Here is a 20,070-nt window from a genome sequence, read left to right as displayed (position 1 = left end):
AAGAAATGCAATTAAATTCAAACGAAATTAGTGAGCTGATCAGAGAGCGTATCGCCAACTTCGATATGGCGAGCGAAGCAAGAAATGAAGGTACTATCATTTCGGTCAGCGACGGTATTATCACAATTCACGGCCTTGCTGACGCAATGCAAGGTGAGATGATCGAGTTGCCAGATAACCGTTTTGCCCTTGCTCTCAACCTAGAGCGCCACTCTGTAGGCGCAGTAGTCATGGGTCCCTACGCCGACCTTTGTGAAGGCATGAAGGTTCGTGGTACGGGTCGTATCCTTGAAGTGCCGGTAGGCCCATCGTTATTAGGCCGCGTGGTGAATACACTAGGTCAACCTATCGATGGTAAAGGTGAAATCAAAGCTGAACGTTTTGACCCTGTAGAAGTCATCGCGCCTGGTGTAATTGATCGTAAATCGGTCGATGAGCCCATCCAAACAGGTTACAAAGCGGTAGATGCGATGGTGCCAATCGGCCGAGGGCAGCGTGAGCTGATTATCGGTGACCGCCAAACAGGTAAAACGGCCATGGCAATCGATGCCATCATCAATCAGCGTGACACGGGTGTGAAATGTATCTATGTCGCCATTGGTCAAAAAGCCTCAACCATTGCCAATGTAGTTCGCAAACTCGAAGAGCACAATGCCCTGGCAAATACGATTGTCGTCGTGGCGTCTGCATCTGAGTCGGCAGCGCTTCAGTACCTTGCGCCCTACTCTGGTTGCACCATGGGTGAATACTTCCGTGATCGGGGTGAAGATGCGTTGATCATCTACGATGACCTATCTAAACAGGCTGTTGCCTATCGTCAAATCTCTCTGCTTCTCAAGCGCCCACCGGGTCGCGAAGCATTTCCAGGGGACGTGTTCTACCTCCACTCTCGTTTGTTGGAGCGCGCCGCTCGAGTGAACGAGCACTATGTCGAGCAGTTTACGAATGGTGAAGTCAAAGGGCGTTCTGGTTCATTGACAGCGTTACCCATCATTGAAACACAGGCGGGTGACGTATCAGCGTTTGTTCCGACTAACGTAATCTCGATCACCGACGGTCAGATCTTCTTGCAAACCCAGCTGTTCAACTCTGGTTTAAGGCCCGCAGTTGACCCCGGTATTTCCGTATCTCGTGTGGGTGGTGCTGCGCAGACCAAGATCATCAAAAAGCTATCTGGCGGCATTCGAACTGCCCTAGCCCAGTACCGTGAATTAGCTGCTTTTGCTCAGTTCTCCTCAGATCTTGATGAGACCACACGAAAGCAGCTTGACCACGGTGAAAAAGTGACTGAACTGATGAAACAAAAGCAGTACGCACCGATGTCCGTTGCCGATCAAGCACTGGTTATTTTCGCTGCTGAACAAGGTTTCTTAGAAAACGTCGCTCTCAACCAAGTCGCCGATTTTGAAGCAGGTCTCATAACCCATGCAAATCAGACCGCACCGGAGCTCGTGAGCACCATCAATCAAAGTGGCGATTACAACAGCGATATTGAAGCCAAGCTTCGCGCGTTGCTAGAAGAGTTTTCCGCGCTGCACGTGTAACCATCAACCCAGTAGGAGTCAGTAATGGCAAATACCAAAGAGATACGCACCAAGATTGCGAGTATTCAAAGTACTCAAAAAATCACCAGTGCTATGGAGATGGTGGCAGCGAGCAAAATGCGTAAGGTGCAAGACAACATGGAAGCGTCGCGCCCTTATGCAGAAAACATGAGAAAGGTAATCAGCCACGTATCGTCGGGTACGTTGGAGTACAGCCACCCTTACCTTCAAGAGAGAGACGTAAAGTGCGTTGCTTACATCATCATCTCTTCAGACAGAGGGCTTTGTGGTGGTCTTAACACCAACTTGTTCCGAAAAGTGCTTGCTGAAATGCAAGTCTGGCAACAACAAGGTGTTGAGGTTGATACCACATTAATCGGCTCAAAAGCGATCAACTTTTTCCAGGCTTCCGGCCGTGTTGTCGCGCAAACATCAGCACTGGGAGACCACCCAAAACTGGAAGATTTGCTCGGCACAGTGCACGCCATGATGGAGCATTATACCGAAGGTCAAATCGACCGACTGTTTTTGGTCTATAGCCAGTTTGTGAACACGATGACGCAACAGCCAACCGTCACTCAATTGCTGCCATTCCCTAAGCAAGAGCAGGCAGAGCAAGAGAGTCGTTGGGACTACATCTACGAGCAAGCGCCGAGAGATATCTTGGACCATCTCATGCTTCGCTATGTTGAGTCTCTTGTATATCAAGGTGTGGTAGAAAGCATTGCGTGTGAGCAGGCAGCTCGAATGATAGCAATGCGAGCAGCGACAGATAATGCCGGCCAGCTAATTGAAGATTTGCAACTCGTGTTCAACAAGGCACGCCAAGCTGCCATCACTCAAGAGCTAAGTGAAATAACCGCTGGCGCACAAGCGGTGTAATGAAATTCAGAGGTAAAATTATGAGTATTGGCAAAATTGTCAAAGTCATCGGTGCCGTGGTCGACGTAGAGTTCGAGCAAAACAGCGGCCCACGAGTATACGACGCTCTAAAGGTCGTCGGTGACGAAAGTAGTTCACTGGTACTAGAGGTTCAGCAGCAGCTCGGAGGCGGCGTGGTTCGCTGCATCGCCATGGGTTCTTCCGATGGTCTGAAGCGTGGTTTACAAGTTGAAACTACCGGGAGCCCTATCACCGTTCCAGTTGGCGAGGAAACACTCGGTCGAATCATGAATGTACTTGGCCAACCTATCGATGAGTGCGGCCCAATTGGTGAACAAACCTCCTACGAGATCCACCGCCCTGCTCCCAGCTACGAAGACCAAGCAAACAGCACAGAACTGCTTGAAACTGGTGTAAAGGTCATTGACCTTATTTGTCCATTTGCCAAAGGCGGCAAAATCGGTCTATTCGGTGGTGCAGGCGTGGGTAAGACCGTCAATATGATGGAGCTTATCAACAACATCGCGAAGGCGCACTCCGGTCTTTCCGTATTTACTGGTGTGGGTGAACGTACTCGTGAAGGTAATGACTTCTATTACGAGATGAAAGATGCAGGTGTACTCGACAAAGTGGCCATGGTTTACGGCCAGATGAACGAGCCACCGGGCAACCGTCTTCGTGTCGCACTGACAGGTTTAACCATGGCGGAACGTTTCCGTGATGAAGGTCGTGACGTACTGCTATTCGTCGACAACATCTATCGTTATACCCTCGCGGGTACGGAAGTGTCGGCACTGCTTGGTCGTATGCCATCGGCGGTAGGCTACCAGCCAACGCTTGCCGAAGAGATGGGTGTACTCCAAGAGCGTATCACATCCACCAAAAATGGCTCGATCACCTCTATCCAAGCGGTCTACGTACCGGCAGATGACTTGACTGACCCATCGCCAGCCACCACATTCGCGCACTTGGACGCAACGGTTGTTTTGTCTCGTAACATCGCAGCTTTGGGTCTCTACCCAGCGATTGACCCACTTGATTCAACGTCACGCCAACTTGATCCACAAATTGTTGGCCAAGAGCATTATGACGTAGCTCAGTCTGTTCAAAAGACACTGCAACGCTACAAGGAGCTTAAGGACATCATTGCTATCTTGGGTATGGATGAGTTGTCAGAAGAAGACAAACGACTGGTTTCTCGAGCTCGCAAAGTGGAGCGCTTCTTGACTCAGCCTTACCATGTTGCCGAAGTCTTTACCGGTCAACCCGGTGTTTTTGTGCCATTGAAAGACACCATTGCGGGTTTCCAAGGCCTACTGAACGGTCAGTATGACGATATCCCAGAGCAAGCATTTATGTACTGTGGCTCTATCGAAGAAGTGCTTGAAAAAGCGAAAACACTGTAAGGAGCAACGTGATGGCAATAGGTGTTTCAAAAACAACCTTTCAGCTCAACGTAGTGAGTGCGGAAGGAACACTGTATTCAGGTCCTGCTCATGCAATCGCCGTTGCCGGAGCGGATGGTGAGCTAGGGATACGTCCCGGCCACTCTCCTCTCATCAGCAAAATCAAGCCGGGAGTGGCTCGTATCCTCCGAGACCTAAAGCAGCCTGAAGAGATCTTGTATGTCTCCGGTGGTCTCGTTGAAGTTCAGCCTGATGTGGTGACGGTTTTGGCCGATACGGCTTTGCATGGCAAGGACATTGACAAAGCCAGAGCAGAAGCAGCAAGACGTGCAGCAGAAGAGAACATCAATAAGTTTAGCGACGACGTCAATTTTGCTCAGGCGCAACTTGAATTAGCCAAAGCTCTGGCTCAGCTCCGTGCAGTCGAACTCACGACTTCACGACCTCGATACTAAATTTTGGAGAAACAATATGCGCTTAGTAGTTGAATTTACACAGCACGGTCGCTATCTCGACAAACCATGGGAAGGCGAGATCAGAGCAGAAAAAGGCGTGCATAAAGCTATCTCACCTTCGTTGGCCATGCATCTTATTAATCACGGCCGTGCGATTGCAGTATTTGAGGAGGATGGCAGCCCGCGTACCGTTTACGATAGCGATGATTACAGCATCCAAATGAAAAGTAAGCAGTAAGCCTCCAATATTACCTGCTACTTGAGGTGCAACCAGCAGTTATCCGCTTGTCCATATTCACCAATGGTACTTTGCGGAACAATAATGAGAACTGGCAACACCTGCCTCAGAGACAGCAAACGTTGAACTCAGCACTCGACAATTGGCGCCCTGAGAGATGTTAACTAGAAACGAGCCAAGTAACCTCAGGATACTTGTTTAACAAGTTCTGTACTCAGAACCTTGAGGTCACTTGGAGTCAAGTGGCTCCATCACCACTCTCTAATTGACATCAACCTATTGCCGCCACTTTTAGATAGTTGGAAGTGGCGTTTTTTTATCTAAATTGCACCTCTGCCTCCCAGGCTCTGTACCTGCTATATAAACATCCTCATTGCTGGGTTACGTACTTTTTGCTTCAGTCTCGCACTTTATCTAAATCTGATTAACCGCTGGCTGTCTATTTTTCTCACATTCTAGATTGTTATCTGATGCGATTTGCAAAAATGGATTCTAGCTTTTGAGCACTATACAACAGCCGTTCATCTGCACTATTAACCATCGTCAGCATTATCCCAATAGGGAACGTCTCACCCCAAAAAGGTAATGAAATACTGCAACCATCCAGCACATTGGCGAGTGTGGTGTTTCGAAGACACAATAGATTATTTCGGTCATAGTCTGCGTCTTGCAGTAGATCCTCAAACTTTGGTGCTTTACATGCGACGGTCGGCATCAAAACAACCTTGTTCGCAAAATGAGTGGAAAACGTATCAATAAGGGCACGACGCGCGTTTTTGGTTTCTTCAAACTCAACATCGTCGATTTCAACACCTCGACGTATTCTGGAGCGTACTCTTGGATCTAAATCGGGACTGTCGGTATCGAAATGTGACTGATAAAAATGCCTACTTTCAACCGCGGAGAAATGCCAAACAGGTAGTTTTTTGTAGTCTTCGAACAGCGGATGACTTGTTTCTCTAACCATAAAGCCCGCCGCTTCGATAATGGAGGCAACTTGATCAAATAGTTCAGCGACTTCTGGGTCGATTTCATCAAAACCAAAGTTCTTTGGAATCACAAACTCTAGCTCTGTTGAAGTCTTATCAGTAGCGACCGTCGACGTGGAATTAGAAATCACCTCCCATACTAGACGGCAATCCGAAACACTTTTCCCAATGAGTCCAACGCTATCGAGCTGTTGAGATAGTGGCCAGCATCCTTGACTTGATACTGACTGCTGCGATGGTTTAAAGCCTGCCACCCCACAAAATGCTGCGGGAATGCGTAGAGAACCGCCAGTGTCAGTGCCTAGGGCGATGTCAGCCTCTCCTGTCGCCACAGATACTGCACCTCCACTGGTTGACCCTCCAGGTATTGCTCCCTCTAGAATAGGGTTCTCTGGCGTACCATAATGTGGGTTCAGACCTAGCCCTGAATAGGCTAGCTCTGTCATATTAGTATGACCGACCAAATATGCGCCGGCATGTTTTAACAGCTGGACGGCTTTCGCGTCCTCTTGCGCTATGTTGTCGGCAAGCAACGTAGTTCCGCAGCACGTAGGATAGCCCTTAACATCAAAGTTGGCTTTTACTGACACTCTGAAGTGGCTTAATATACCATCTGATGAATCTTGAGGTTCGAAACGTCTTAAAAATACCTTACTTGAATCGGCGAAGTTCTGTCGGTCATGTTTCATATTTCCCCCTATGAAATCACGTCGAGTTCGCTTGTGACGTACTCAGCACTTAGTGACCTCTGCAGCACTGGATCGAACGCTTCCATTCTAAACTTAGCTGTCCTTCTCACACCGCCGATCGCGGCGAATGTCCCACATAGCATCGCACTGTTAGCTGGGAGCTCAACCAGCTCAATGAGTTCTCTAATTGGTCTTATTTGAGCCAATGTACCTTGTTGATATCGAACCCAGCCATCTCCCTCGTCTAACCAAGACGTAAGCTGTATCTGCTCAAGGTGATCCACAATGTCACTCAACGGCCACAACTCATTGCAGACCGGCTTTGGACAAACTTGCTTGGAGTGTGCTACCGAAAACGCTTCTAAGTCTCTATCAGTATGATCAGAGGCAATACCAAACCAAAACTCACCGTCTGCGTGCACAATTATTGGCTCAATTTCACCCGACGTACCCTCGCTTAATACCTGAATCTGCTTTTGTTGTGTCAGCATTTGCTGACTTACTTTGTAGAACAGTGGCACTGTAGAAGGCGGCGCGACTCCTAGCTCAGCAAGTTCATCAATATGTTCCTGTACCGCCTCTTGATTTCGGCCAGTCCACCCCGCCACGATCAGTGTATCGACATTGAACTCTTTACTTGTGCCATTAATAATAAACTTCATTAGATACCTCAAAAGTTGGTTGGGAGATAAAGCGCGATGGATGGGAACAGAATTAATAGAACGACCATTAAGATCATGATCATGACGTAAGGTAAGCTGCCAAGAATCACATCTTGCATCTTGCCTTTCACTCTCGACGAGTTAACGACGTAGAGATTCAATCCTACTGGTGGCGTAATGAGCGCCATTTCAACCAGAACAATCATTAGGATACCAAACCAAATCTTGTCGTAGCCGAGTTGAACAATGATCGGTACGACGATCGGGATAGTCACTACCATCAAAGAGAGCGTCTCAATAAAGAAGCCGAGCAATACATACATAGCGATAATGATCAGCAAAGTCGTAATAGGATTTAGACCTACCGATTCAATGGCGCTTTGTAGCACTCGACCAATCCCCGCAGCCGTCATTGCGAAGTTGAGGACATAAGCACCTAGTACCACCAGCATGATCATTGAGGTAATTCGAATCGTGCCTTTAAGTGAGTCGAGAAGCATCTCGGTCGAAAATGATCGATTCACGGTAGCGATGATCATAGCAAACACTGCACCGACGGCCGCCGCTTCGGTCGGGGTCGCCCAGCCTGCGTAAATCGAACCAACGATACTGACTAAGAGAACCATGATTGGTATCAGATCGCTTAGCGCCTCAATCTTCTCTTTCCATGAGTAAAACTGTCTCGGACCGCCTAAGCTTGGTTTGACGCTGCACATGATAATAGTGGCTAGCATAAACAGAATCGCCATACCCAAACCTGGTACTATTCCGGCAAGGAATAGCTGAGGTATTGAGCTTTCGGTTAAGAAACCGTAGACAATCAGGTTGATCGAGGGTGGGATGAGAATGCCAAGCGTACCGCCAGCCGCAATTGAGCCAGTGAATAACTTCTGGTCATAGCCAAGTTTTTCAGCGTGAGGCGTCGCGACGCGAGCAACGGTTGCTGCAGTCGCGACAGAAGACCCGGATGTGGCAGAGAACATCGTTGAGGTCGCGATGTTTGCATGAATGAGACCACCTGGAAGCCACGCAACCCACTTATTGAGAGACATGTATGTTTTCGAAGCTACACCGCTACGCAACAAAATCTCACCGATGAGCACGAAAAGCGGGATTGCAATCAAGGTGGAGTGATTAGACGAAGACCAAAGTACCTGCCCTAGCCCTCTCATCAATGGAAAGAAACTAAAAAACTGGTCAATGCCAAACGCTAATAGAAATAGAGCAATACCTACTGGGATAGATAAGGTGAGCAGCCCCAGCAAACCGCCTGCCGTAAATGCAATCATGCTTCTGCCCTCACACCAATAATAGAGTCCACTTCTTCAGGTCGTTTTTTGAAGAACAGATACACACCTACGATTAACAGCCCCGTAGAAGAAATCGCGAACCATATCCAGCCAGCAAACCAAATAGACTGCGGGATAATAAGTGGCGTCTCTAACGCGGTGTTCGCAAGAGCACCTGACTTGATACTCTTCTCTAAGACGGTGATGGCTTTTGTTGCGACGTATATCGCAACAAAAGAGACGGAGGCAATTGAGATAAGGTCGAGTAATGAACGGACACGCTCCGACGTTTTTACTCTTAAGATGTCGATGCGAACATGAGCATGATTGAGCAACCCGTAGCTAATTCCCCAACTCGTAATCGATGCCATAATATAGCCCGATATTTCTTCTGAAATTGAAAAGGGAACAGAGAGCGCACGAGAAACTATCTCGGCACAGATGAGCAAAATCCCTCCAAGCAAAGCAATGCCCGCGACTACAGCAACCCAATCATTTATGCGCTTCAAAATAGTGACAATCATGTTCATAAGCAATTATCCCTTATCAGCAGATAGACCCACTACCTTGCCGATAGAGTCATTCCATACTTGTGTCCAATCAGCACCAGCTCGCTTCGACCAGTCCGGAAGAACTGTATTTTCAACTACTTGTCTCGCTTTAGCCTTATCTTCTTCACTTGGTTCCACTAACGTTAGGTTACGAGTCTCGCCTTTGCTACAAGGTCCATTACCCGTCAAACAAGCCACGTTTTCTTCGATGGTTGCCTGTGCTTCTTCCCAAACAGGTTGTTCAAACTTACGATTTAGAACATCCACTAAGAAGGTTTGCTGCTCTGCGCTTAGCGAGTTCCATTTATCTAGGTTCATTGCGGTCACAACAGGATCCCATCCGCCAATTGGCAAGGTGTAAAGGTGTGTACTCACCTCCCACCAACCTGCGCTGTAACCCGAGCCTGCTCCAGTCACTGCACAATCAATCAGACCTTTTTGCAGTGCTCCAGGAACTTCACCAAAGCTCACGTTGACACTTTGCGCTCCTAACGCTTCAAGGAACTTCGCTGTCATGCGTCCTGATGCGCGGATTTTTTTGCCTGAAAGATCATCTAATGACGCCACTTCAGTTTTACAGAATACGACTTGCGGAGGGTAAGGCGCGATAGCTAGAACCTTTGAGTTGAAGGTTTGCTCATAGATGCTGTCTACCATAGGTCGCCCTGCATCAACGACTTGCTTAAATTCATCGACGCTGGTGGCAATCAGAGGAACATCAAGAGACTCTAAAGCAGGTGAATCAGAAACTGCATAATCCGCAACCGTCATGCCGACATTGAACACACCATCACCAAGCATGCGATAGACATCACCACTTCCAATACCCATCTGGTCGTGTGTGGTCATTTGAACCTGGAACTCATTGTTGCTTGCTTCAGGGAGGATTTGGGTCCAGAAAGGCGTTTCAAATTGCTTATTGAGCGGCAGGCTACTCCAACTGCCAACGACAGAGAGTGTATCACTAGCGTGCAGCGAACCAGACGCAAGGATAGAAGTGACCGCTAGGGTGAGAAGTTTCTTAGAACGTAGTTTTGACATAAGTAGATTCCTTTCTTCTGACCGGCCCTGAACTCAACCGGCGAGTACATTACAGTTCGTTTTCATTTTTATCATCTTTGCAACAACCGATAGAGTCCAATTATAAATTTCTTACTATTCCCATAAATTTCTTTTATCACGAGCAGCTCCGTTGCATTTATGTAGATGATATAAAGGAAGAATTATTTCATAGGCAATTATTTAATTGGTCAATATAAGGTCATATAAGTAAAGGGATAGTTACAAGTTTGATAGCGAAGTCACAACTCAAATGTCATACCGCAAGAAGCCGTTCAAGGGGATATATTTTAGTTAGCTAGCGTTCACTATGACATGAGTAATAGCTGCCTCTATGAGGCAGCAAAATTAGGAATAAATACAAGAAAGTGGGGCTTAGATTGAGTGGTGAAAGAAGCGTTGCTCGATCACGCGCTCAGACTCGGCTTGAAAGATGTCTTTCTCCACGAATTGAACTTGAGTACCAGGTGTGCACTGCGCGAGAAGATTGAGACTCTTGTTTGTGAGGCATCCAATTTTGGGGTAGCCACCTATAGTTTGCCTATCTTTAAGAAGCACAATGGGCTGTCCGTCAGCAGGGATTTGTACTGCACCCAAGGCTATCCCTTCAGATATCAACGAACTCTTGTCGAACTCAACCGCGTTTCCCGATAGCCTGCAGCCCATACGATCAATTTGAGGTGTTATCGTATAAGTAGAATCAAAGAAGCGCTGCCTTTGCGTTCGACTAAACTCTTGGTATTGATAACTTGGGATAACCTCAAGAACCACCGCCTCTTTATAGTCGGGAATGAACGGTGCCGGCACTCGTGTGACGAGCCTAGGTTTGCTGTTAAGGCAGTTGATACGATCGCCTGCATCGAGTTTTTTTCCCTTGCCACAAAGGCCTCCAAGTTGGTCCCTCATAACAGTGGCACAACTATCGAGCGTCTTTGTCGTTCTGAACCCGCCAACGACAGCAATATAAGCTCTTAGACCCTTCTTTGCAGCCGTAAATCGTAATCGGTCCCCGGCATTAACGTTATGCGCTCGCCATATTTCTATAGGTATGTCGTTTATACAAGCTCCCAAATCAGCACCAGTTATGGCGACCGTTGTGTTCACTTCAAACTCACAACTAAAATGACCGAGAGTCACTTCGATCTGCGCGGCATCCTGAGTATTGCCAAGTAAGCGATTTGCCCAGAGAAACGCATGCTCATCCATAGGTCCACCAGTTGTCACCCCAATTGACTGATGTCCAAAGCGACCCAAGTCTTGCACTAAACTTAACGGTCCACCCGAAATAACCTTGATAGTCACGCGCACCTCCGCTCTTGCTGGGCTTCTTGATCCTCGAGATCGCCTCCCATTTCTAAAAACTGCTCTCTAGTAATAGGTTTAAAAGATACTTGCGCCCCCATTTCAAACATCGTCAGATTTTCTCTTTCAAAATCAATCAAATCGATAGGCGTCCGACCGATAATCTGCCACCCCCCAGGAGATTGCTTGGGATAGATGGCAGTTTGCCGATCTGCGATTGCCAAACTCCCTTTTGGCACCTTTAATCTAGGGGTCTGTTTGCGCGGTATCTCAAGCCTTGGATCGGTGTTACCAAGATAGGCAAACCCCGGAGCAAATCCGATGGCATAGACCTGATAGCTAGTGGTTGAATGAATTTGAACCACCTCTTCAATACTTAACCCCGTATGCTCACAAATGTCATGAAGATCCAAACCGACCTCCTCACCATAATAAACTGGGAGTTCTATGGTCTTCACTGAGCTCGACTCTGTTTCACCTTCACAAGTTGAGATTGAGCTTTGAAGCAATTGAAGCGCCTCCCTAAGTCCCATCCCTTTAAGGTCAAAACTGACTAGTACCGAGGTGTATGAGGGCACGATATCGACCAAGTTTTGTCCCAAAGATTGCTTGATTTGAGGGATAACACTCGCAACGCGTCGCGCGACATCAGGCGTCACTTCGTCTGCAAGGTAAATAATAACCGTATTCTCGTTGACCGGATTTATCGTCATACACACTCCAGTTGACTGCGAATGACCGTCGCTATTTGACGTGCCAACGCTCCGTCACCGTGAATACAAAGCGTATCCGCTACAACGGGTAAGGTTTTTCCAGAGATAGAAGTCACTGACTGATTTTCTATTAATTGTATGGCTTGGGATTTGATGGTCTCAATCGAGGTGTGTGATGATCCCTGCAAGGTACGAGGAGTTAAACGTCCATCATCCGCATAGACGCGGTCAACAAAGGCTTCAAAAAACAACTCGACACCATAGTCGGATGCGAGTTCCAGATAGTGGTCACGTTCCGGAACAGCCATAACCACTAGGGGTAACTGAGGGTTAAACCTGCTCAGCGCCTTTAACAAAGAACACATCACAGCGTCATCTTTCATCATGGTATTGTAGAGCGCACCATGCGGTTTCACGTACTGAATTCGAGTCGCTTCGCTTCGACACAAGCCTTCAAGGGCTCCTAGCTGATAAACAAAGAAACTCTCAAGTTCCGCTGTCGTCATCTGCATTGTCCGACGTCCAAAGCCCTGAAGATCAGGATAGCCGGGGTGTGCCCCTATGGTGACACCATATTGATTTGCTAATTCGATGGTTTTCTTCATGACCATTGGATCAGAAGCATGCATGCCACATGCTATGTTAGCCATATCAAGATAAGGCATGACCGCCTCATCCTCGCCAAGTTTCCAAAGACCGAAGCTTTCACCCATATCGCAATTAAGTTTCATCGATAACCTCTCTCAAGCAATTACATAAACGACAACTCGTTGTTTAGACGATCCGTTATCAGCATCTTGCCTGGTGCATGAGTAATACAAATCGGCGGTTTACTGTGGCGAATGACATTTTGCGGAGTAACACCACACGCCCAAAACACAGGCACTTCATCATGCTTAATTTCTACTGCATCACCATAGCTTGGCGTTGTAACGTCTGATATACCAATCGCTAAAGGGTTACCGAAGTGGATAGGCGCACCATGTGCTTTCGGGAATCGCGTGGTCACTTGAACGGCTCGAATAGCGTCGCTAGGGGTAAAAGGTCTCATCGACACCACCATGTTGCCATGAAAACGACCGGCCGAATGACACGCCAACTGTGTGTCATACATCGACACATTGCACCCTTCCTCGATATTCCTAACCTTAAGCCCTGCTTGCATTAAGGCATCCTCAAATGAAAATGAGCAGCCCAGAACAAATACCACAAAGTCATCGCACCAAATCTCCGTCAGGTCGCAAACACTAGCCTCAAACTCACCGTTACGGAACACGTGGTACTCTGGAACATCGCGACTAATATCGATATCAATACCAATCTCTTGCAAAGATTTACTGCCAGGCTCTGTCATGCCAATTAAAGGGCATGCAACAGGGTTACGCTGACAAAAAAGAAGAAACTCATTGGCCCAGTCTTTTGGCAAAATCACTAAATTGGCTTGTAAATAAGACTGAGCTAGACCACTAGTCGATCCTTTGTAGTCATTATTTCGAATTTGCTGGCGAAGCTGCTCTACTGAAAGTTGCGATACCGACATGTAAATCACTCCCTTGAGTTATCGGACTATTAACAATAAGTAACACTACGGTATCTACGCATAATGTCTATTTGCGTTTTTTTGGGTATATTGATAAATATTATTTATCAGCAAAGCCTAACTCATCGTGTAGGCAAGGAAATGGAGTTTCTTAACAATGCTAAATCTGAAACAGCTTGAAACTTTTGTCTGGATCGCTAACCTAGGGAGCTTTCGACATGCGGCTGACCACCTATGCACAACACAGCCCGCTATCTCTACGCGAATATCAAACTTGGAAGAGTCGTTAGGAACACAACTGTTTAATCGCGATAAAGGTGCCGTCACGCTGACAGCGAAAGGTCGAGAATTGTTGCCGCTTGCAGAAAATATTCTAGCCAAAGCCGCACAGTTTTGTTACCGAGCCAACGCGGCAACCGCACTGTCCGGACTGTTAAGAATCGGAGTAGCGGAAACCATAGTACACACTTGGCTTCCCCAGCTATTGGCCGCAATCAATGACAAGTATCCCGATATTGAAGTAGAGCTAGTAGTCGACCTCACCGTTAACCTCAGTAAAGAGTTGCTAGCGCACAATATCGACATCGCCATCTTATTAGGTCCCGTACCAGAGCCATCGGTCATCAATCACATGGCCTGCGAATACCCACTGCATTGGGTTGCTAGCCCATCACTGGAATTAGAAGCAAAAAGCACGACGTCAAGCTTCGCAAATTGGCCGATCATCACCTATGCCCGCAATACTTTGCCCTATCACGAGGTTGCGAGACACTTTGCGGACAATAACCTACGTTCGGTTCAGTTCTATTCCGTAAGCTCGCTATCAACGGGCGTTAAGATGGTTGAAAATGGCGTGGGCGTTGGCAGTTTGCCAAGAGAGGTAATTGAGCCCCAACTTCAAACAGGAGCTCTGCAGATAATTGATGCCGAATGGTCCCCGTCTCCGCTAAAGTTTACTGTATCTTACCTACCTTCACCGGATAACATACTTGTGGAGGCCACTGTAGGATTAGTAAAGGAAATCATTGATGCTTAGCTATAGCAATTCAGACTAATTGTCCTTCAAATCCGATGGCTATTTATGTTGAAACCAACGGCGTAGACCCGCTTTGAACTGTGAGACCAAGGTAACGCCGAATTCTGTCCCCGCTCCCCAGTTAACAATCACCAAAGCTAAAGGCAGTGATTTAGGAATGGTAACAGATGGAATACTTTTACAATCAGGTAGTACAGCAACTGCTAGCAGTGAAAGGCGTAGGAGTCTTATTGTTTGAAGTACGCTTTCAACTAAGTTAAAGGCATTTTTTTACGGTGCATGGGTTGCCAGCAGCCATACAATTAGCAGGAATATCTTTTGTAACCACACTGCCAGCCCCTATGACAGAACCATCACCTATGCTCACACCGGGAAGAATAATACATCCGTAACCGACCCAAACATCATTGCCAATTTTAACGGGTTCAGCCTTTAGCTTATCAAGTTCATCCGGGTGCCCTCGATTTGTAAGGGCATGACCGCTACAGTCCATAACCACGGTGTTGGGACCAAAAATCACATTGTTTCCAATCGAAACTTTGCTGTATGCACATATAGAAGTCCCTTGGAGCACACACCCTTTCCCGATAACTATCTTTCCAAACGGCCCATCGTTGACTGAAACACTTGTCAACTTAGTGATACCAGAAGGAAAAGCCGGAAAACAAGATGACTCGATATAACAGCCTGAATCGATAGCAATCGTATCACTTACTATTGCTAGACTTTCAGAACCTTTGGAACCAACCCTAGTAAGCGTAACAGATGGACACCCGGAAAATGTTACCCAATGTTCCAGACCAAAGTATTTACCATATTGGTTCATTAGCTCAACTTCAGACAATTCAGAGTGACTATCGGGAGAGAGTATTCTCTCAGATTTATACATCTTCAGCCTCCTTTCTAAAGTTATTAGGAATTTCTTGAACTACACCACCATCTAATAGCAATACTCGATCAGCTGACGCAATGGTTTCCGGACGATGAGCTATCATCAAAATTGGTATATTGATTGCTTTAAACATCTGGCAGACATGCGATTCCGTGTAGATGTCTAAGCTACTTGTTGCCTCATCGAGCACAAGAAATTTAGGTTTTTTATACAGGGCTCGCGCAATGAGAATTCGTTGTTTTTGACCGCCAGAGAGACTAGAGCCCATCTCTCCTACCAACGTATGATAGCCCATATTTAAGCGTTCGATATCATCATGCACACCTGCGCTACGAGCACACTCCAAAAGCCACTCTTCATCTAACTCATTAGCAAAGAAAGTAATGTTTTCGATAATCGAGCCACTAAACAGCTGGTCCTCTTGCAACACTGCACCTACTTCAGCTCGAAGGGATTTAGAGGTCATTGGTTTATTACCAAAGTAAATAATGTTGCCCTTATTGACTGAATATATCCCCAACAAAAGCTTCGAAATCGTTGACTTGCCACAGCCAGATGGACCGACTAATGCAACAATTTCATTATTTCTCACACTGAAGCTTGCACCGTTAAGAATTGGTGGCTGATCTTTTCCATAAGAGAAATAAACATTGTCGAACTCGATCGCATTATCACACTCATTGAGCGTTACAGCAGGTAACCCTATGTTATCAGGTACGGTATGAGGTTCTTTTTCAGTCAAAACAATATCAGCTAAACGCTCGTTGTACACTGATAACATCTTAAATTCGAAGTACTTATCGATTAATGAGCTAATGCTGGCAGAGAATCGACCTTGATATGAAAGAAATGCCATGAGCATGCCGATTGTAAACAGTCCATCTAATACTAAATTTGCACCAAACCAGAGAACTGTCGCAGACACCAAACTTACAATCGTCACGTTCATTGTGTTGTAGACCATACTTAGTTTTTGCTCGTGTAGCTGTGCGTTTCTTCGATTAATACTAAGGTTTTTCCAACATGACTCGCGCAAAGGCAATGTACCATTAACTCGCAAGCTCAATACTCCTCGAACTGTTTCAATGAAATAGCTTTCCTCTTGTGTACTAGCTTCCCAAGTATTTTCTTCAGCACGTTTAAACGCACTAAACCATGCAAACCTAAGAGCGACGTAACCTAATGCTGCAGTAATTGCAATAATCGATAATTGAGGGCTATACACTAACATTACCGACAGTGTGCCAATTACTAACACTAAATCTAGTAGAGCTTGAATTGCACTTGTTGTTAGTGTTTGCTGAATGACATCCACTGCGGAGAACTTAGCACTAATACTCCCTATATCTCTCTTTTCAAACCAATCTACTGGCAATCGAAACAAATGATGGAAAACATTTGCAGCCCACTGCATATTAAAATTTACGGATAGTTTGATTGTCGCCCATTGCTGAGCAAGGCCAATTAGTGTTTGTGTCGCGGTTACCAGAAGTATGGCTCCAATGACCAGTACAAGAAGATTTTTGTCATAACCAACTAACACCTCATCAATCACAATTTGATTGAAAATAGGCAAAGTAAGCGCCAATATTTCTAATACGAACGCGAATACAAAGATCCGTCCCAACGCTCCTCTAAGGCCAATAGTTTTACCGATTAGAGTTGATAGCCGAACGACCTTACTTTCTACTTTTTCTTCAAACTCGTGAGTTGGTGTGAGCTCCAGGGCAATTCCGGTGAAATGTTTGTTGACCTCATCAAGATTCATTGTCAATGCACCATTGGCTGGGTCGTGAATTTCAATTTTCTTTCCACTCACTTTTTTTAGAACAACGAAGTGATTGAGATTCCAATGTAAAATGCAAGGGGTGGATAATTTTTCCAACTCATTCAAATCTAAGCGTACGGCACGTCCAGAAAGCTTAAGAAGGGCACCACACTCAATAAGTCGTGCGAATGACATACCATGTTGGGTAATTCCGCATTTTGATCTAAGTGATCGCAGATCCGTTCTATAACCGTGCCAATCGGCAACCATCGCGAGACAAGCAATACCACATTCCGCCTTTTCTGTTTGTCGGATTAAAGGAAGTGTCTTACACCACGCCCAATTTATCAGTCCTTCTGCATGCATGGTTACATTCGCCCTTTAATGGTATACAAAGGTTCCAACAGCCACTCATAAACCTTGCGCGTATCTAGTTCAATATCTGCGGTCAATGTCATTCCCGGAACAAACGTCTGTTCCTCTCCGTAAATCGTGATAGTGGGTTTATCTAATTTGACTCTTACTTGGTACAAGCCCACACCCCCATGAGTCCGTGAAAGCTGACTTTGAATTAATGGGCTATTTGGTAACATCTCAGCAGAGACGGCAGATTGTGATATGGATGTGATAACTCCTTGTTGAACACCAAATTTCTCATAGGGAAACGCATCAAACCGCAAGCGAACGAGTTGACCTGTTTCAATAAACCCTATACTGCGGCTCGGCGCGTACAACTCAATAACGACTGGCTCCTCACCGTCGGGGATCACAACAAGTAGTGGTTGACCTTCATGCACTGAGTGCCCTTCCTTAACAAAAATCGAAGCAACAACACCATTGATCGGTGATACAATCTGAGTATCTGTTTGATAAAAGAACTCTATTTTATTTTGAACGATTTGTTGGAGCTGGCGGTCTATTTCCTGAAGGCTAATGTCGAGATCTAGCTGGAGTCTCTGTTTTGTTTCTTCCAACTTAGCTCTTTCTCTTACCAAGCGTTGGAAACTGAGGCGCTGAGTTTGTACCTTAGATTCTAATGCGATTAGGTCAATCTTTTGCCTTTGATGCTCAATAGGGGAGATAAACTGCTTATTAACTAAAACTAACTGTTTATCGACCAAAGTTTGAGCAAGGTTTAACTCTTGTTCTGATAAGTCTACAACTACCTTCAGTATGCCTTCCTCTTCAGACAAGCGCGCCAAGTCATCTTCAATGGCCGCTAATTGATGTTCATATTTTTCTACTTCTTTATTTCGGCGTTCACTTAGTAAAGCAATTTGATTTTCAATGTTAATTACAAGACGTTTTTTTACACCTTGACCAAACTCGTCATATCGCTCAGTTTTAATCTCATATAAAGGCTCGCCTACGAGCACTTTTTGACCTTCGATAACGAATACGCTTTCCACATACCCTCCATCATTAGCTTGTATCTTTACGATACCGCCAGTAGGGCTGACCACACCATTAAGTGTGGCCCTGCGCGTATACTCCGCAAAAACAACAAAAAAAATAATCGCCATCAATACAAACACTGAAGCTGTTACGAACAAACGCTGATTTAGTGAAGCGTCAATCAAAATTGATCCTTGATTGCCTGAGCGTTGCGCCTCAAAATACTCAGGCCGATATAGGTTCTTGGCTCTAACTACCACGGGTAATCCTTTCCCCAATCAATGAGGTTAAAGCTGCGTCACTGCTATTTCTAACTGCCTATTTGAAATCAACTTTGTATTGATTTTTTTGGCCGACAAATCGACACCACACTGGCAAATCTTGGTCCTACACTTGGTTGGGTGAGTTGGAAGATCGATGTTCTCGTCATAAATAGAACCAATAGGACCATCTTGCATACACCAAGAACGATAAATATCACCACTAAATGTAACAACTAGAGTTTCAATACCAGCATAGCAATCCCAACCAACGAAGTTAGTTTGATCATTGGTGAGTAGTTCAAAAGTCGACAGGCTTTCTGTTGTACCGTCTGTATAATTTAATTCTAACTCGGCCATTGATGGTGGAAGGTTTTTGAGTTCTGGTCGACCTCGAAAGTCTTTCATTATTTGCTCTTGTTTAGGTGTGTATGGATACTTATCAGTTATACCACCATGACCAAAGCCTTCAAAAAGAGGTTGGAGGGCAATAGTACAATTGACTTGCCGCTTTAACCTGTTTGCGAAGTCTAGGCAGTCATCAAAACGTTCGGGAACCATCATGACGTTGACGTGAAAACGAGTGTTCTGAGCAGATTCAAGAACTTTTGAAACCTTGAAGAAATGAGATTCACATTTGGCTTCATCGATATGAAAACTGAGACTAACACCGTTTAAGTATTGAGCATATTTTTGCCACCATTCTAATGGTTTTGTACCATTTGACACTATCGTAACTAATCCATCAGTTTCATTTATGTACTTTATTAATTCCCCAAAGTAGCGCAGAAGTGTTACTTCTCCGCCACCAAACTCGAAAGATAGGGACTGCTCTAAAAGCCTACACTGAGATGACATTAGGTCTACAAATTTTTTTGACACTTCGAAAGGTGGAGATTTAATTGTCCCGTTATTAAGGTCAGCATGGCAGTAATTACATGTATAGTTGCACTTATTTGTAAGAGCCCAATTCACCTTACAGTAGTTATTCCCGTTAACTTCCATCAGAATCTTTCGAGTCATAACTCCTCCCAACGCTTTAGTTTATAAATCTTCCGTTGAACTAGGAAAAATAGAGCGCTAATCAATGAAAATAATAAAGGAACAAAGAAGGCATTATAAACATAACCACCTATCAAATGTTCATCACCAAAAATAATCACCAAAAAATTGAATAGAAGAAACCAAAGCGGATATATACTCAACCCACTCATTATAAAACCACTATACTGAAAAGGCCTAATATTAACACCAATATAATTTAATAACCTTATATAAGGTAAATTAGATATGTTATGCTCTCTAAGTTCCTGAAGCGCACTAGAGTATTTTTTAGAGTATTCTTTATTCATCACAAACCTTTTATATATAAGCGCCAGCTTTGCTGACGCTTATAGCTA

At 45.5% G+C, this 20,070-nt stretch carries 20 protein-coding genes; 6 read left to right on the top strand and 14 right to left on the bottom strand.

The genetic code is table 11. The features are described from left to right. The first annotated feature begins 5 nt into the window (after positions 1 to 5). Genes atpA through J4N45_RS06900 form a run of 5 tightly spaced genes read left to right on the top strand, consistent with a single transcriptional unit; the run spans position 6 to position 4,525 of the window. Positions 6 to 1,544 (top strand): F0F1 ATP synthase subunit alpha, encoded by a 1,539-nt coding sequence (gene atpA / locus J4N45_RS06920; RefSeq protein ID WP_252014251.1) that lies wholly within the window; start codon positions 6 to 8, stop codon positions 1,542 to 1,544. A 24-nt stretch (positions 1,545 to 1,568) separates the two neighbouring features. After that, the gene (atpG, locus tag J4N45_RS06915) at positions 1,569 to 2,426 is read left to right on the top strand and encodes a F0F1 ATP synthase subunit gamma (protein ID WP_252014250.1); all 858 of its coding nucleotides are present in this window, start codon (positions 1,569 to 1,571) and stop codon (positions 2,424 to 2,426) included. Positions 2,427 to 2,446: 20 nt separating this feature from the next. After that, positions 2,447 to 3,832 (top strand): F0F1 ATP synthase subunit beta, encoded by a 1,386-nt coding sequence (atpD, locus tag J4N45_RS06910; protein ID WP_252014249.1) that lies wholly within the window; start codon positions 2,447 to 2,449, stop codon positions 3,830 to 3,832. Positions 3,833 to 3,843: 11 nt separating this feature from the next. Continuing rightward, complete coding sequence (locus J4N45_RS06905) at positions 3,844 to 4,287, top strand: F0F1 ATP synthase subunit epsilon (protein WP_252014248.1); 444 nt, start codon at positions 3,844 to 3,846, stop codon at positions 4,285 to 4,287. A 16-nt stretch (positions 4,288 to 4,303) separates the two neighbouring features. Beyond that, on the top strand, positions 4,304 to 4,525 hold the full coding sequence (locus J4N45_RS06900; protein ID WP_252014247.1) for a hypothetical protein: 222 nt from the start codon (positions 4,304 to 4,306) through the stop codon (positions 4,523 to 4,525). Between the two features lie 463 nt (positions 4,526 to 4,988). Here J4N45_RS06900 and J4N45_RS06895 read toward each other — a convergent pair whose 3' ends face one another. From J4N45_RS06895 to J4N45_RS06855, 9 genes are all read right to left on the bottom strand, one after another. After that, a complete protein-coding gene (locus J4N45_RS06895; RefSeq protein ID WP_252014246.1) occupies positions 4,989 to 6,203 on the bottom strand; it encodes an amidase family protein in 1,215 nt (404 codons plus the stop codon). Between the two features lie 8 nt (positions 6,204 to 6,211). Continuing rightward, positions 6,212 to 6,865: a DUF2848 domain-containing protein gene (locus J4N45_RS06890; protein WP_252014245.1), complete on the bottom strand. Its 654-nt coding sequence runs from the start codon at positions 6,863 to 6,865 to the stop codon at positions 6,212 to 6,214. An 8-nt stretch (positions 6,866 to 6,873) separates the two neighbouring features. Further along, positions 6,874 to 8,154 (bottom strand): TRAP transporter large permease, encoded by a 1,281-nt coding sequence (locus J4N45_RS06885; protein WP_252014244.1) that lies wholly within the window; start codon positions 8,152 to 8,154, stop codon positions 6,874 to 6,876. Then, positions 8,151 to 8,684, bottom strand: coding sequence for a TRAP transporter small permease subunit (locus J4N45_RS06880; RefSeq protein WP_252014243.1), 534 nt, complete (start codon positions 8,682 to 8,684; stop codon positions 8,151 to 8,153). Before J4N45_RS06880 ends, J4N45_RS06885 begins: the two co-directional genes overlap by 4 nt. Before the next feature lie 6 nt (positions 8,685 to 8,690). Then, positions 8,691 to 9,746, bottom strand: a complete 1,056-nt coding sequence (locus tag J4N45_RS06875) for a TRAP transporter substrate-binding protein (RefSeq protein ID WP_252014242.1) — start codon at positions 9,744 to 9,746, stop codon at positions 8,691 to 8,693. 393 nt (positions 9,747 to 10,139) lie between these two features. After that, positions 10,140 to 11,066, bottom strand: a complete 927-nt coding sequence (locus J4N45_RS06870; protein WP_252014241.1) for a 5-oxoprolinase subunit C family protein — start codon at positions 11,064 to 11,066, stop codon at positions 10,140 to 10,142. Next, positions 11,063 to 11,779 carry a 5-oxoprolinase subunit PxpB gene (pxpB, locus tag J4N45_RS06865; RefSeq protein WP_252014240.1) on the bottom strand — a complete coding sequence of 239 codons (717 nt, stop codon included), beginning with the start codon at positions 11,777 to 11,779 and terminating at the stop codon, positions 11,063 to 11,065. Before pxpB ends, J4N45_RS06870 begins: the two co-directional genes overlap by 4 nt. Then, positions 11,776 to 12,510 (bottom strand): 5-oxoprolinase subunit PxpA, encoded by a 735-nt coding sequence (locus J4N45_RS06860; RefSeq protein WP_252014239.1) that lies wholly within the window; start codon positions 12,508 to 12,510, stop codon positions 11,776 to 11,778. The genes pxpB and J4N45_RS06860 overlap by 4 nt, the downstream gene beginning before the upstream one ends. A 20-nt stretch (positions 12,511 to 12,530) precedes the next feature. After that, a complete protein-coding gene (locus tag J4N45_RS06855; protein WP_252014238.1) occupies positions 12,531 to 13,319 on the bottom strand; it encodes a putative hydro-lyase in 789 nt (262 codons plus the stop codon). Between the two features lie 157 nt (positions 13,320 to 13,476). Here J4N45_RS06855 and J4N45_RS06850 point away from each other — a divergent pair, with 157 nt between their 5' ends. Continuing rightward, positions 13,477 to 14,355 carry a LysR family transcriptional regulator gene (locus tag J4N45_RS06850; protein ID WP_252014237.1) on the top strand — a complete coding sequence of 293 codons (879 nt, stop codon included), beginning with the start codon at positions 13,477 to 13,479 and terminating at the stop codon, positions 14,353 to 14,355. Between the two features lie 256 nt (positions 14,356 to 14,611). Here J4N45_RS06850 and J4N45_RS06845 read toward each other — a convergent pair whose 3' ends face one another. Genes J4N45_RS06845 through J4N45_RS27255 form a run of 5 tightly spaced genes read right to left on the bottom strand, consistent with a single transcriptional unit; the run spans position 14,612 to position 20,022 of the window. Continuing rightward, the gene (locus J4N45_RS06845) at positions 14,612 to 15,244 is read right to left on the bottom strand and encodes a DapH/DapD/GlmU-related protein (RefSeq protein ID WP_252014236.1); all 633 of its coding nucleotides are present in this window, start codon (positions 15,242 to 15,244) and stop codon (positions 14,612 to 14,614) included. Next, on the bottom strand, positions 15,237 to 17,381 hold the full coding sequence (locus J4N45_RS06840) for a peptidase domain-containing ABC transporter (protein WP_252014235.1): 2,145 nt from the start codon (positions 17,379 to 17,381) through the stop codon (positions 15,237 to 15,239). The genes J4N45_RS06845 and J4N45_RS06840 overlap by 8 nt, the downstream gene beginning before the upstream one ends. Positions 17,382 to 17,383: 2 nt before the next feature. After that, entirely contained in the window at positions 17,384 to 18,670 is a 1,287-nt protein-coding gene (locus tag J4N45_RS06835; RefSeq protein WP_252014234.1) for an HlyD family secretion protein, read from the bottom strand. Between the two features lie 27 nt (positions 18,671 to 18,697). Further along, the gene (locus tag J4N45_RS06830) at positions 18,698 to 19,693 is read right to left on the bottom strand and encodes a radical SAM protein (protein ID WP_252014233.1); all 996 of its coding nucleotides are present in this window, start codon (positions 19,691 to 19,693) and stop codon (positions 18,698 to 18,700) included. Further along, the gene (locus J4N45_RS27255; protein WP_353505879.1) at positions 19,690 to 20,022 is read right to left on the bottom strand and encodes a DUF6404 family protein; all 333 of its coding nucleotides are present in this window, start codon (positions 20,020 to 20,022) and stop codon (positions 19,690 to 19,692) included. Before J4N45_RS27255 ends, J4N45_RS06830 begins: the two co-directional genes overlap by 4 nt. Between the last annotated feature and the right edge of the window lie 48 nt (positions 20,023 to 20,070).

The sequence above is a fragment of the Vibrio sp. SCSIO 43140 genome, assembly GCF_023716585.1.
In the GTDB taxonomy this organism is placed as follows: Bacteria; Pseudomonadota; Gammaproteobacteria; order Enterobacterales; family Vibrionaceae; genus Vibrio; species Vibrio maritimus_B.
This window is presented reverse-complemented; position numbering and strand designations above follow the sequence as displayed.

What these genes read in the sequence shown, in the direction of transcription:
- atpA (WP_252014251.1), top strand. Translation starts at nt 6, where the DNA reads ATGCAATTAAATTCAAACGAAATTAGTGAGCTGATCAGAGAGCGTATC.
- atpG (WP_252014250.1), top strand. Translation starts at nt 1,569, where the DNA reads ATGGCAAATACCAAAGAGATACGCACCAAGATTGCGAGTATTCAAAGT.
- atpD (WP_252014249.1), top strand. Translation starts at nt 2,447, where the DNA reads ATGAGTATTGGCAAAATTGTCAAAGTCATCGGTGCCGTGGTCGACGTA.
- J4N45_RS06905 (WP_252014248.1), top strand. Translation starts at nt 3,844, where the DNA reads ATGGCAATAGGTGTTTCAAAAACAACCTTTCAGCTCAACGTAGTGAGT.
- J4N45_RS06900 (WP_252014247.1), top strand. Translation starts at nt 4,304, where the DNA reads ATGCGCTTAGTAGTTGAATTTACACAGCACGGTCGCTATCTCGACAAA.
- J4N45_RS06895 (WP_252014246.1), bottom strand. Translation starts at nt 6,203, where the DNA reads ATGAAACATGACCGACAGAACTTCGCCGATTCAAGTAAGGTATTTTTA.
- J4N45_RS06890 (WP_252014245.1), bottom strand. Translation starts at nt 6,865, where the DNA reads ATGAAGTTTATTATTAATGGCACAAGTAAAGAGTTCAATGTCGATACA.
- J4N45_RS06885 (WP_252014244.1), bottom strand. Translation starts at nt 8,154, where the DNA reads ATGATTGCATTTACGGCAGGCGGTTTGCTGGGGCTGCTCACCTTATCT.
- J4N45_RS06880 (WP_252014243.1), bottom strand. Translation starts at nt 8,684, where the DNA reads ATGAACATGATTGTCACTATTTTGAAGCGCATAAATGATTGGGTTGCT.
- J4N45_RS06875 (WP_252014242.1), bottom strand. Translation starts at nt 9,746, where the DNA reads ATGTCAAAACTACGTTCTAAGAAACTTCTCACCCTAGCGGTCACTTCT.
- pxpB (WP_252014240.1), bottom strand. Translation starts at nt 11,779, where the DNA reads ATGACGATAAATCCGGTCAACGAGAATACGGTTATTATTTACCTTGCA.
- J4N45_RS06860 (WP_252014239.1), bottom strand. Translation starts at nt 12,510, where the DNA reads ATGAAACTTAATTGCGATATGGGTGAAAGCTTCGGTCTTTGGAAACTT.
- J4N45_RS06855 (WP_252014238.1), bottom strand. Translation starts at nt 13,319, where the DNA reads ATGTCGGTATCGCAACTTTCAGTAGAGCAGCTTCGCCAGCAAATTCGA.
- J4N45_RS06850 (WP_252014237.1), top strand. Translation starts at nt 13,477, where the DNA reads ATGCTAAATCTGAAACAGCTTGAAACTTTTGTCTGGATCGCTAACCTA.
- J4N45_RS06845 (WP_252014236.1), bottom strand. Translation starts at nt 15,244, where the DNA reads ATGTATAAATCTGAGAGAATACTCTCTCCCGATAGTCACTCTGAATTG.
- J4N45_RS06840 (WP_252014235.1), bottom strand. Translation starts at nt 17,381, where the DNA reads ATGCATGCAGAAGGACTGATAAATTGGGCGTGGTGTAAGACACTTCCT.
- J4N45_RS06830 (WP_252014233.1), bottom strand. Translation starts at nt 19,693, where the DNA reads ATGACTCGAAAGATTCTGATGGAAGTTAACGGGAATAACTACTGTAAG.
- J4N45_RS27255 (WP_353505879.1), bottom strand. Translation starts at nt 20,022, where the DNA reads ATGAATAAAGAATACTCTAAAAAATACTCTAGTGCGCTTCAGGAACTT.